The organism is Vibrio toranzoniae (assembly GCF_024347655.1).
Taxonomy (GTDB): Bacteria; Pseudomonadota; Gammaproteobacteria; order Enterobacterales; family Vibrionaceae; genus Vibrio; species Vibrio toranzoniae.
On sequence record NZ_AP025514.1, the window covers coordinates 2,158,824 to 2,170,601 of the forward strand.

Below are 11,778 nucleotides of genomic sequence, written 5' to 3' on the forward strand. Positions count from 1 at the left end.
GACTTTATAAATAATCAACTCAATTTCATTTGGGTTGATTATTTAGCTGCAAGCTCATGATACATCAACTTATTATGGCTTTGTTGCGCAATTCACTGTAGGTACAACTCAGCCCCATTTAGTGTACTTTTTGATCATCATAATGCTGTTTCAAATACTTGTTTGAAACGTATAACTTCTGGTAATCAATCGCTATATTTTTGGTGTTCACACTCCCAGAGGACTTGACCTTACCTTGGAGTGATGAACGCGATCGCTCGCTGAGTCTAAATAGCATAGTGGCAAGCTTTCTTCTCGGTATGGAAGCCAACACAATATTAAATAAATTTTTTAATTCTAATGGATCATCAATTAAATTATAGTATATTTAGTTGTCTATAATTTTTATGCATAACGAATAGCTTATTATCAGTCTATAAACAGCAGCAACAACAGTACTTTTAAATCAGTTTAATTTTTTCAAAAGGAAATATCATGATGGGAAAAAAACATTGGTCAAAAACTCAACTTTTGCATGAAGTAGTAACAAACCCAAATATTTTAATCAAAGGAAAACATAGTTATTATAGCGATTGCTGGGACAATGGGTTCGAGGAATCAGTTGTCAGATACTTGCATGGTGATGAAGTTAGCCAACAGTGGGAACCTCTTTGGGAAATAGACAAACTTCATATTGGCAATTATGTTTGTATAGGAGCTGAGTCCATTATATTAATGGGAGGTAATCATACTCACAGAGCTGATTGGTTTTGTCTCTACCCTTTTATGGAATACATAGACCAAGCTTATGTTGGAAAAGGAGATACCCATATTGGGGATGGCGCATGGATCGGTATAAGGAGTATGATCATGCCGGGAGTTTCCATAGGAGAAGGAGCTATTATTGCCGCTAATAGCCTTGTTACGAAGAATGTTGCACCTTACAGCATTGTTGGAGGCTCCCCAGCTAAGTTTTTAAAATATAGATTCGAGCCTTCTATCATTGAAGAGCTATTAAAATTAAAAGTTTATGATTGGTCTGAAGATAAATTCGAAGCTCTTAAAAGTGATTTATGCTCTTCTAATATTGATTCGTTAAAAAAGTCAGCTTCTATTTATGATTCGAGTATATGATATATACCTGATATAAACTTGTCATATTGATATGGTGGTAAATGTACTTACACCATGCTAGGACGTGAACGTAGTTTGATGGATTTATTTTGACTAGCTCGTTACTCATTTAATCATAGGGATAACATCTCAAGTAAAGGTTCAAAGACAACGGAACGTAATATGTATCAAACTACTTTCAGTTTATAATCTGGCTGTCTACGCCAAATTACCCCTACCCTAAAAGTCTTTTGACCCCACTTCGTTTCGTTTTATTCAAGATAACCATAATGACTCCTTTTTGATGAGTCAGCACGATTTTAATGGGGAAGAAGTGAGTCAATATTAGGTTCAGCCTTTATCAAATCTTTCATATAGTTGATCATGTGATCGTAGATTAATACGAGAACTCTCATCCGCATTGAATGAGAATTCCATTGTGTAGACTTTTGCTGGCTAGTTTTTAGAGCAGGAATTTATAACCTAGCGAAATCATCAGTAGAGTGAGTGAGACTGATATGGTCCGTTGAATCAGTTTGGCACCATACTTCATGGCCGATGAACTCCCGACATGGTTACCAAGTAAATTCATTGCTGCTAAAGGTATTGCCAGCATATATAGGACATTACCTGCAATCATAAATGCGAATAATGCGCCTATGTTGGAAGAAAAGTTAAACAGCTTTGAAGTCGCTGATGCCGAAACTAAATCGAATCTAAGTAAGTAATGTAAGGCTAGAATTAAAAAGCTACCTGTACCTGGACCAAAAAATCCGTCATAAAAACCAATGACAAATACAGCGGCTGGAACGCCAAATAAAATGACTTGTTTGTTGATTGGGTCTGAATTTTCTTCATTACGATTCTTCTTAGGAATGAAAGATAAAATAATTCCGAACGGAAGCATAAAAAGAATGATTTTTCCGATTGTGTCAGGGTCAAAGTAAAGGATCGCTTGTGCACCCGCATACGCACCAATGAGGCCGGCTGGGATACCAGTTGCCGCTGCGGTCCAAATTACTTTCTTATTTCGAACAAAATTTCGAATAGCTGCGATAGTACCTAATGTGCTGACAATTTTTTCTTGCCCCAGAGCCAATTGAGGCGGTAATCCTGCAAGGATAAATGAAGGAACTAAGATTAGCCCTCCACCGCCAGCTACGGAGTCAATAAAACCGGCCGCAAAAGCCGATACCATTAATGCTATTAGTATCAAAAGTGTAATGTCGTTACCGAAGAGTTCCATACTGAAAAGTTCCTGTCGAAGTTATCGATCGTAGATTTTGAAAAGTACAGAGGTATCCATGCGACCAAAACCTTGCTGCTGTAGAGTTTGATATTCACTGTCTACTTTTTCTGTTAGCGGAAGCGTAACACCCATCTTATTAGCTTCATTTAGGCAAATGCTGAGATCTTTATGCATCCAGTCAATAGCAAAACCAAAATCGAACTTATCTTGCGACATAGTCACGGTTCTATTCTCCATTTGCCACGAACCTGCGGCACCATGCTTTAATACATCAACTAATTGGTTAATATTGAGATCTGCTTTTTTTGCCAGAAGGAGACCTTCGCTTAGCCCTTTTAATACACCTGCAATACAGATTTGATTAACCATCTTACTGCGCTGTCCCTGCCCATTTTTACCCATTAAAGTCGATTGCTTACCATAACTTTGCATCACGGGCTCTACGTGTTCAAAAACCGTTTGCTCACCACCACACATAATTGTCAGAGCTGCATTTTCAGCTCCTGCCTGACCACCTGATACTGGAGCATCGATAAACGAAACATTCTTTTCCATACATGCCCTGGCCAATTCCTCTGCAAGCTCTGCAGATGTTGTCGTGTGGTCAACCAAAACAGAGCCTGTAACCATACTTGCGAGTACACCGTCTTCGCCATATACAACACTTCTTACGTCGTCATCATTCCCTACGCATAAAAACACAATGTCACAGTTAGTCGCAGCTAACCCTGGAGTTGGCTGGTATTCACCAGAAAATTCTTGCGCCCATAATTTTGCTTTGCTTTCTGTACGATTAAACACTTTGGTCTTGTACCCTGCTTTTGCAAGATGACCCGCCATTGGAAAACCCATTACACCTAAACCAATAAAAGCGACGTTGTTTGATTTCATTTTATTTTCCTTAATCTTTTCCAATATGTTGAAATTCTGGGAAGGCTGGAACGATACGCTCTAATGTACTCATCCCAAACAGGCGAGCTAGCCAGCGGTCTGAACCATCCGATCTGGATTTAAAACCTTCACGGCTATGTAAAAGCCGTTGGTTCTTAATGATCAGTAATGTACTTCTTGAACACTTTGTTTTTTAAGTGTCCCTACCTTTTCTTTTAGCATTTCTTAAGCCTAATTTGATGTTGTTATAGTTTATATTGAGTTATATCAATATTGTTTAAGTATAGATTATTTCTTAAATTGAACTATGTCAATGTGGGGTTTTGTTTTTATTTAAAAGAGTAAAAACTAAAAAGACATATGTTATAATCGATTAAAAACCAGGATTGTCCGGGGAGGCACCTTGTGAGCAATAGTAAATTCATTCATATCGCAGAAGTTATAGAGCAGAAAATTGAAACAGGTGAGTTCCCGCCAAGCTCAAAGCTACCCACTCATCGATTACTTGCAAAGGAGCTAGGCACTACACCTGCAACCGTTGCAAAAGCTTATAAGTTGCTTAATGACAAAGGGTGCTTGGAGTCATTTATTGGACGCGGTACGTTCGTTCGAGCTAACTCAGAACTTGATAAAGCCATCCAAGCTCCCGATAAAGAAGAAAACTATAACTTCTCTATACTTCAACCCTGTCTAGAAAGAAATGTACCTGCGTTGAAAAATGCCTACCGACAATCAGCGGATTTACTGACCTCTGACGTTGTTGGATATATTGAACATTCAGGGCATGACGCTCATAGAGCGGCTGGGGTTAAATGGGCGGAAAAATACGGCTTAGAGGGAGCAAACAGCGGGAATATGTTATTGACGAATGGGGCTCAACACGCTTTGTCTTTACTCATTGATGCTTTAACAAAGCCTGGTGATACTATTCTAGTCGAACGACTTACCTACCCAGGCATTCTGGCCATTGTAAACATGTCAGACCGTCATGTAATTGGTGTCGATCTTGATGAGTATGGTTTATGTCCAAAAGCTTTGGCGAGTGAAATTGATGCACACCAAGCCGCCATGGTGATAACAGTTCCTAGCCATCAGAACCCAACAGGACTCTCAATGCCTGAATCCCGAAAAAAGGAAATAGCACAAGTTATTAACGATAAGAGAGTGTGGTTAGTTGAAGATGATATTTATTGCTTTTTAGATGATGAACCAATACCTCCAATAGCTAATTTTGCTCCAGATTATACGTTCCACATTTCGGCACTATCTAAAGCTATCAGCCCTGCTATGCGTTGTGGTTACTTAAAAGCCCCAGAAAGTCAGATAACAGCTCTCAATGCTAATATTAGGACTAACATTTGGCTTGCGTCTCCAATTAATTTTATTGCAGCGACTTTGTTGATTGAATCCGGTGATGCTTTTCGGTTAGCGGATCAACAAAGAGAAGTTGCGAATGAAAGGCAGAAGATGGTGAGGGAGATTTTTACTTCTATAGAGTTCACGGCGTCTGGATATCATATTTGGTTACCACTACCTGCTCATTGGCAGCCAGATCGATTTGCTATGGAAGCCAAAAACCGAGGTGTAATAGTTACTAGCGGTAGTTACTTCTGTGCAAATAATGAAAGTACGCCACATGTCAGATTATCTTTGATGTCTATTGGGAATGAGACTCGATTGAGAGATGGTTTGAATCAGCTCCAACGATTATTGGACTCTGACATTAATGGCTTTTTCCCATATTAAGGAATCGAACAAATGGTTTTGAAGTAACTAAGGTGTAAATTAGCTTGGTGAGCCTACCCTTTTGAATCGCCACCATACCAGTAAACACAAGCTCTCCACATTATGATAAAACCTCAACCCAATTGAATCATCAGGAAAACAGAGGCAAATATCGTTATCAGAGATGATGAGTCGAGTCTTTGCATCAATAACCTAGCAATGTAGACTCAATACTCATAGACAATAAAACTCATAAAAGGAAGAGATTGTGGCGCAATTTAAATATAAACAACTAACCCAAGAAGAACAAGATAAGCTAGATGCTGCAGCATTTCGTCGACTATTGGCGCATTTAGACTCTAATAAAGAGGTCGCTAATATAGACTTAATGATTTTAGCGGGCTTCTGCCGAAATTGTTTTAGCAAATGGTATGCTGCTGAAGCTGAATCTATAGGCGCTGACCTGAATTTAGACGACGCTCGAGAACGTGTCTATGGGATGACATATGACGAATGGAAGAGTAACCACCAACCAAAAGCGACTCCAGAGCAATTAAAAGCATTTGAAGCTAGCCAGGCAAAAAAGAAATAAAGTGTCCATACTATAAAAGCCTGCAATTCGCTAGGAGCAAACGCAGGCTTTCAATATTGTTACACTATTCCGAGCTCATTAACCGTGCGAGTTCATTAACCATGAGAACTTCTTCCCACGTTGTCATGACTAAGCTCTTTATTAAGCTCCGCTTCCACGTGACCCGGAGAGCGTGTTGAGCCAGAAATCAGGCGATACATCGCAGGGATAACGAACAGAGTAACTAAGGTCGCAAAGCCCATACCAAAGAAGATAACCGTACCCACAGCGACTCGGCTTTCATAGCCAGCCCCTGTCGAGGTAATCAATGGAATCGCACCTGCTAGCGTCGTAAACGCCGTCATTAAGATTGGGCGCAAACGTCGCGCTGAAGCGTCGATGATCGCCTTTTCAAACTCAATACCACGGTCACGCAGTTGGTTAGCAAACTCCACGATCAAAATACCGTTCTTAGTCACCATACCGATCAACATGATCATACCAATCTGGCTGTATACGTTGAGACCTTGACTCATCAACACCAAGCCTAAGAAGCCACCAAAGATACCCATAGGTACAGTGAACATCACCACCAGTGGGTTAATGAAGCTCTCAAACTGCGCGGCCAATACCAAATACGCCACCAACATAGCTAGTGCAAACACAATTAGGATGCTTGATTGGTTCTCTTTGAAGTCTTTTGATTCCCCCGAGTAGCTCACTGATATGTCACCCGGTAGCTGCTCAATCGCTTGTTGATCAAGGAAATCCAGAGCATCACCCAGCGTATAACCTTCCATTAGGTTCGCTTTGATGGTCACCGATTTCTGCTTATTGTAGTGCGACAAACGAATCGACGATGCGACTTCTTCAATGTGCGTTAGCGTATCGAGCGTCACTAGCTCGCCAGACTGAGTTCGCATGTAAATTTGACTCAAGTCATTCGCATTGTTAAAGCTATTCTCATCACCACGTAGGTAAACATCATACTCTTCACCGCGTTCAACAAACGTTGTTTCACTCTTACCACCAAGCATGATTTCTAATGTATCTGAAATGTCTAAGACGCTCACACCCAGCTCTGCTGCACGCTGTTTGTCTACCGTAACCAATAACTCTGGTGTTTTCTCAGAGTAATCGATATCCGCACCTTCCATCATTGGAGAGTCTTCAGCCGCTTGCTTTAATATTTCGCCCCACTTTTGTAATTCCGAGTAATCAGAGCCACCCAACACAAATTGTACTGGCTCACTAGAGCCGCCTTGGAAACCTGGCATGAACGGGAATACACGCACATCAGGAATACCATTCAAAGATTTTCGAACTTCGTTCAATGCTTCTTGCGCCGTCACATCTCGCTCGTCCCAATCTTCTAGGATCATGATAACGAAACCTGTTTGGTCACCCGCATTACCACCAAACGCTGGTGATTGAATGCTGAATGATTTCAAGAAACCTTGACCAAGCAAGGGCATTAAGCGCTCTTCAACAATGTCCATGTTGGCAGACATACGGTTATAACTGGTTGCATCAGCACCACGAACAAACGCAAAGATAACGCCACGGTCTTCTTGCGGAGTTAGTTGCGAAGGCACTTGCTGCATCAACCCATAACTGCCGCCCATACAAGCGATAATGATGATTGGAGCCGCCCAACGCCAATGTAGAGCACGACGTAATACCGCTTTGTAACCACCTTCTAGCTTGCCAAAAATGCGTTCAACGAATCTATTGAAATGGTTCGGTTTCACATTCGCTTTTAAAATCTTGCTGCCCAGGACTGGTGTTAGCGTTAATGCCACCACAGACGAGAAGATCACCGACATCGCCAACAGTACCGAGAACTCAGTAAACAACAGGCCAACCATGCCATCCATGAACGAGATTGGTAGGAACACCATGACCAGAACTAGCGTGGTTGCGATTACCGCAAAGCCTACTTCACGCGTGCCTTTATAAGCGGCAAGCAGCGGCGATTCACCACGTTCAATGTGGTGGAAAATGTTCTCTACTACCACGATGGCATCATCTACCACCAGACCGATAGACAGGATCAGTGCCATCAAGGTAATCAGGTTGATAGAGAAGCCGAAGTAGTACGCCGCAATAAACGACGAGATCAAAGAGACAGGAACCGTCACCGCAGGGATCAGGGTTGCACGTGCTTGGCCAATAAAGACGTATAGCACAAGGATAACCAAACCACCCGTAACGAAGAGTGTGCTGTATACCTCTGAGATCGAACGATCGATAAAGACGGTTGAATCATAATCCACCGCTAGACGAGTACCATCAGGCAAGAATTTTTGAATCGCCTCAACTTCCTTATGTACTAAGTCAGCAACCTCAAGTGGGTTCGCATCTGACTGAGGCACAATGCCCATACTGACGTTAACCACGCCGTCACTTTTAAAGGTTGAGTTTTCATTTTCTGCGCCAATGTAAACATCAGCCACGTCTTTCAAGTAGATAGGTGTGTTATCTGAAGCTCGTTTTACTACTAAGTATTCAAAATCTTTTGCTTGGGTATACGAACGAGCAGTACGAACCGACATCACAATTGCATCGTTACGCACTTCACCACCCGGGCTTTCAATGTTCTCACTGTTTAATGCCGATGTAATATCAGAAGCAGTTACGCCACGTCCCGCCATCTCAGCAGGTTTCAGCTTCACGTACATTACTTTGTACAAGCCGCCAGAAATATCCACTGAACTTACACCAGAGATCAAACTAAAGCGATCAATCAACACGCGTTCGGTGTAATCGGTTAACTGCGTTCGGTCCATCTCGGTTGAGCTGAGGTTGATGTAAACCGATGCTTCACCACTACCATTGTTCTTATAGACAATTGGATCGTCGGCTTCATCAGGTAACGATCGCTGTGCTCGAGCTACTGCATCACGCACATCACTCACACCGGTATTTAGATCATAACCCAACTCAAAGGTAATGGTGATTCGTGAAGAGCCATTTCGGGTAGTCGACTCAATTTCATCGATACCGCTAATGCCGGAGAGCTGGTCTTCAAGATTAGAAGTAATCTGGCTCTCAATGATGGTGGCTGATGCCCCTTCATATCGAGTACTAATCGATACTACCGGGCTTTCAATATCTGGCATCTCACGAACTGCGAGCTTACTAAACGATACAAGACCAAACACAACCAAAAGCAAGCTCAGTACGATAGCTGCTACTGGTCTCTTGACTGAAACATCAGATAACAACATTAGTTAGCGCCTTCTTGTGTTGCTGTATTTACATCAAGATTAGCTGTAACGCCATCAAGTTTAGATGAGTGATTAACGGCGAGTTCTTGAACCAACACACCATCGCGCATATTCACGATGCCTTGCACCACGATCTTCTGACCAATCTCGATACCTTTATCAATCACGACTTCGTTATCGATACGCGCACCCAAGAACACTTCTGTTCGAGTTGCCTTGTTATCTTCGCCAATCACATAAACAAAACGCTTCGTACCAGAGTACTCCAATGCTTGAACCGGGATAATCGGTGCTTCAACTGGTGGGAAGTCCATATTAGCTGCCACTAACATGCCCGGTTTCAAGTAATCATTGTTGTTATCAAAGTGGATTCGAACTCGTAAATTCAAGGTTTCAGCGTTGATACGTGAATCAATGCCAACCACTGTGCCAGTGAACTGAGTATCACCCCATGCACTAGTGCGAGCCGTTACTGTCATGCCTTTAGACAATTTAGAAAGGTAACGCTCAGGAATTTGGAGATCTAACTGCATGACAGATAGATCATCTAAGGTCACAAGTTCAGTACCAGATGTCACCATTTTACCGCGGCTAAAGTCAATAAAGCCGACGGTACCAGAGAAGGGAGCACTGATATGAAGATCTTTAAGATTGGCATTTGCGGCAGCCAATCGAGCATTCGCAATCTCAACATTGGTTTTCTGCGCATCAATTTCAGTTTGCGTAATCGCGTTACGTTTTACTAATCGTTGAAATTCCGCCAGCTTACGTTGCTCATCTTTTAGGTACGCTTGCGCCTCTGCAACCGCGGCTTTGGCTTTGTCGTCATCTAATTGGACCAACATCTGTCCTTTAGTGACATCTTGATTAGCTTTGATGTTGATAGAGTCAACCCTACCCGCTACTTCAGAAGTAATGATCACAGATTGCTCGGCTTCTAACTTACCGACCAAAGAAAGAGACTGACTAACTTGATGGACATCGACCTGTTCAGTAACAACAGTGACAGCGCTTGGGCCCATCAGTTTTGCTAGTGTGGTTGGAGACGCCATAACAATCGACAAGATAAAGAGGGGTAAAACAGATTTACGCTTCATAATAATGGTCTGCAAGTAAGGTTATACCAATCACAGTGAGCAAGTGGTCAGAAATAGCGCAGGAAAAAGGCTTGAGAACAAGGCAGCTCTTTTCAACTGATAGCTACGATAAGTAGTTATTCTACAATCAAAAATTCTAACGCCGTTATCGAGCATTTTAACAAGCTAGGATGACACCTTGATTTACTACGATTGGTATTATTATCTATAAATGAAATTAATCGTATTCTATCAACTGATGAATGCTGTAACGTCAAGAAGTGTAAATCTAGATTAAATTCCATTTACGTTTCATCACATTTTGGACACATAGAACACAATACAGAAAGCCAATCACCTCAAGGTGTTACCTATTAATACGTAAACCTTAGTACAGATGTTCACTTCCCGAGCAATATGCGTACTTTTCGCCATCTTTGCCCAAAAAGGCAGCATTCAACACAAAACAATAAGAAAAACTCTTTACAGGTTTAACGTGTTTGCTATGATGCGCTCCGCACTTGAGAGATGCGTTGGGAAAAACATCTCTTTAGCCTATCCATTATGAGTTAGGAAAAAACACCCTGGAGGGGTTCCCGAGTGGCCAAAGGGAGCAGACTGTAAATCTGCCGGCACTGCCTTCGATGGTTCGAATCCGTCTCCCTCCACCATATTCTTCTTACCTCTTTCGAGAGTTAAGAGAACAACCTGATTGATGGGCTTATGGGAAAACATCAATTTAGGCTTACTTTGTGAAAAGTAAGACACACCCTGGAGGGGTTCCCGAGTGGCCAAAGGGAGCAGACTGTAAATCTGCCGGCACTGCCTTCGATGGTTCGAATCCGTCTCCCTCCACCATATTCTTCTTACCTCTTTCGAGAGTTAAGAGAACAACCTGATTGATGGGCTTATGGGAAAACATCAATTTAGGCTTACTTTGTGAAAAGTAAGACACACCCTGGAGGGGTTCCCGAGTGGCCAAAGGGAGCAGACTGTAAATCTGCCGGCACTGCCTTCGATGGTTCGAATCCGTCTCCCTCCACCATATTCTTCTTACCTCTTTCGAGAGTTAAGAGAACAACCTGATTGATGGGCTTATGGGAAAACATCAATTTAGGCTTACTTTGTGAAAAGTAAGACACACCCTGGAGGGGTTCCCGAGTGGCCAAAGGGAGCAGACTGTAAATCTGCCGGCACTGCCTTCGATGGTTCGAATCCGTCTCCCTCCACCATATTCTTCTTACCTCTTTCGAGAGTTAAGAGAACAACCTGATTGATGGGCTTATGGGAAAACATCAATTTAGGCTTACTTTGTGAAAAGTAAGACACACCCTGGAGGGGTTCCCGAGTGGCCAAAGGGAGCAGACTGTAAATCTGCCGGCACTGCCTTCGATGGTTCGAATCCGTCTCCCTCCACCATATTCTTCTTACCTCTTTCGAGAGTTAAGAGAACAACCTGATTGATGGGCTTATGGGAAAACATCAATTTAGGCTTACTTTGTGAGAAGTAAGACACACCCTGGAGGGGTTCCCGAGTGGCCAAAGGGAGCAGACTGTAAATCTGCCGGCACTGCCTTCGATGGTTCGAATCCGTCTCCCTCCACCATATTCTTCCTTAATTGGAAATTCGAAAAGCCAACTCGTTGAGTTGGCTTTTTTCGTTTCTAAGTTCAACACTTCGGACACCTACCCGCAGTTCTCACTGCAAGACTGTAATCTCTTGGAAATCATTTCCCATACTTCCCAGTGACATCCACAATCTAAAGAAGAGGCGCAACCTAAGCCATTGGTAGAAATAAGCTACTCATACTCTTCAACTATTTGTTGTTTCTGATGCAGTGATATTTCAGGTTCTACTATCGGTCCGAAAACTCAGTCGTCACGATTAACACCTCTATCTTGGTTAGATACCCCGATTGAATATCTAAATAGAATGAGTAACTT

Annotated in this window: 7 protein-coding genes and 6 tRNA genes; 9 read left to right on the forward strand and 4 right to left on the reverse strand. The window is 42.3% G+C overall.

The genetic code is table 11. The features are described 5' to 3' along the window. The first annotated feature begins 477 nt into the window (after positions 1-477). On the forward strand, positions 478-1,113 hold the full coding sequence (locus OCU50_RS09640) for a CatB-related O-acetyltransferase (protein ID WP_060468148.1): 636 nt from the start codon (positions 478-480) through the stop codon (positions 1,111-1,113). A gap of 442 nt (positions 1,114-1,555) precedes the next feature. Here OCU50_RS09640 and OCU50_RS09645 read toward each other — a convergent pair whose 3' ends face one another. Both OCU50_RS09645 and OCU50_RS09650 read right to left on the reverse strand, forming a co-directional pair. Further along, positions 1,556-2,338 carry a sulfite exporter TauE/SafE family protein gene (locus OCU50_RS09645; protein ID WP_060468140.1) on the reverse strand — a complete coding sequence of 261 codons (783 nt, stop codon included), beginning with the start codon at positions 2,336-2,338 and terminating at the stop codon, positions 1,556-1,558. Positions 2,339-2,359: 21 nt separating this feature from the next. Continuing rightward, entirely contained in the window at positions 2,360-3,232 is an 873-nt protein-coding gene (locus OCU50_RS09650) for an NAD(P)-dependent oxidoreductase (protein ID WP_060468141.1), read from the reverse strand. Positions 3,233-3,637: 405 nt separating this feature from the next. Here OCU50_RS09650 and OCU50_RS09655 point away from each other — a divergent pair, with 405 nt between their 5' ends. Beyond that, on the forward strand, positions 3,638-4,978 hold the full coding sequence (locus OCU50_RS09655; protein ID WP_060468142.1) for an aminotransferase-like domain-containing protein: 1,341 nt from the start codon (positions 3,638-3,640) through the stop codon (positions 4,976-4,978). Positions 4,979-5,225: 247 nt separating this feature from the next. After that, the gene (locus tag OCU50_RS09660; RefSeq protein WP_017056962.1) at positions 5,226-5,549 is read left to right on the forward strand and encodes a DUF1244 domain-containing protein; all 324 of its coding nucleotides are present in this window, start codon (positions 5,226-5,228) and stop codon (positions 5,547-5,549) included. A 95-nt stretch (positions 5,550-5,644) separates the two neighbouring features. Here OCU50_RS09660 and vexH read toward each other — a convergent pair whose 3' ends face one another. After that, positions 5,645-8,758 carry a vibriobactin export RND transporter permease subunit VexH gene (gene vexH / locus OCU50_RS09665; RefSeq protein WP_060468143.1) on the reverse strand — a complete coding sequence of 1,038 codons (3,114 nt, stop codon included), beginning with the start codon at positions 8,756-8,758 and terminating at the stop codon, positions 5,645-5,647. Then, positions 8,758-9,855 (reverse strand): efflux RND transporter periplasmic adaptor subunit, encoded by a 1,098-nt coding sequence (locus tag OCU50_RS09670; protein ID WP_060468144.1) that lies wholly within the window; start codon positions 9,853-9,855, stop codon positions 8,758-8,760. The genes vexH and OCU50_RS09670 overlap by 1 nt, the downstream gene beginning before the upstream one ends. Before the next feature lie 565 nt (positions 9,856-10,420). On the opposite strand from OCU50_RS09670, the gene OCU50_RS09675 reads away from it, so the two are divergent. From OCU50_RS09675 to OCU50_RS09700, 6 genes are all read left to right on the forward strand, one after another. Further along, positions 10,421-10,505: transfer RNA gene (locus OCU50_RS09675), tRNA-Tyr, on the forward strand. A gap of 102 nt (positions 10,506-10,607) precedes the next feature. Continuing rightward, a tRNA-Tyr gene (locus OCU50_RS09680) sits at positions 10,608-10,692 on the forward strand. A gap of 102 nt (positions 10,693-10,794) precedes the next feature. Continuing rightward, positions 10,795-10,879 (forward strand) — tRNA-Tyr (locus OCU50_RS09685). A 102-nt stretch (positions 10,880-10,981) separates the two neighbouring features. Next, positions 10,982-11,066: transfer RNA gene (locus OCU50_RS09690), tRNA-Tyr, on the forward strand. 102 nt (positions 11,067-11,168) lie between these two features. Beyond that, positions 11,169-11,253 (forward strand) — tRNA-Tyr (locus tag OCU50_RS09695). 102 nt (positions 11,254-11,355) lie between these two features. Continuing rightward, a tRNA-Tyr gene (locus OCU50_RS09700) sits at positions 11,356-11,440 on the forward strand. The last annotated feature ends 338 nt before the right edge of the window (positions 11,441-11,778 follow it).

What these genes read in the sequence shown, in the direction of transcription:
- OCU50_RS09640 (WP_060468148.1), top strand. Translation starts at nt 478, where the DNA reads ATGGGAAAAAAACATTGGTCAAAAACTCAACTTTTGCATGAAGTAGTA.
- OCU50_RS09645 (WP_060468140.1), bottom strand. Translation starts at nt 2,338, where the DNA reads ATGGAACTCTTCGGTAACGACATTACACTTTTGATACTAATAGCATTA.
- OCU50_RS09650 (WP_060468141.1), bottom strand. Translation starts at nt 3,232, where the DNA reads ATGAAATCAAACAACGTCGCTTTTATTGGTTTAGGTGTAATGGGTTTT.
- vexH (WP_060468143.1), bottom strand. Translation starts at nt 8,758, where the DNA reads ATGTTGTTATCTGATGTTTCAGTCAAGAGACCAGTAGCAGCTATCGTA.
- OCU50_RS09670 (WP_060468144.1), bottom strand. Translation starts at nt 9,855, where the DNA reads ATGAAGCGTAAATCTGTTTTACCCCTCTTTATCTTGTCGATTGTTATG.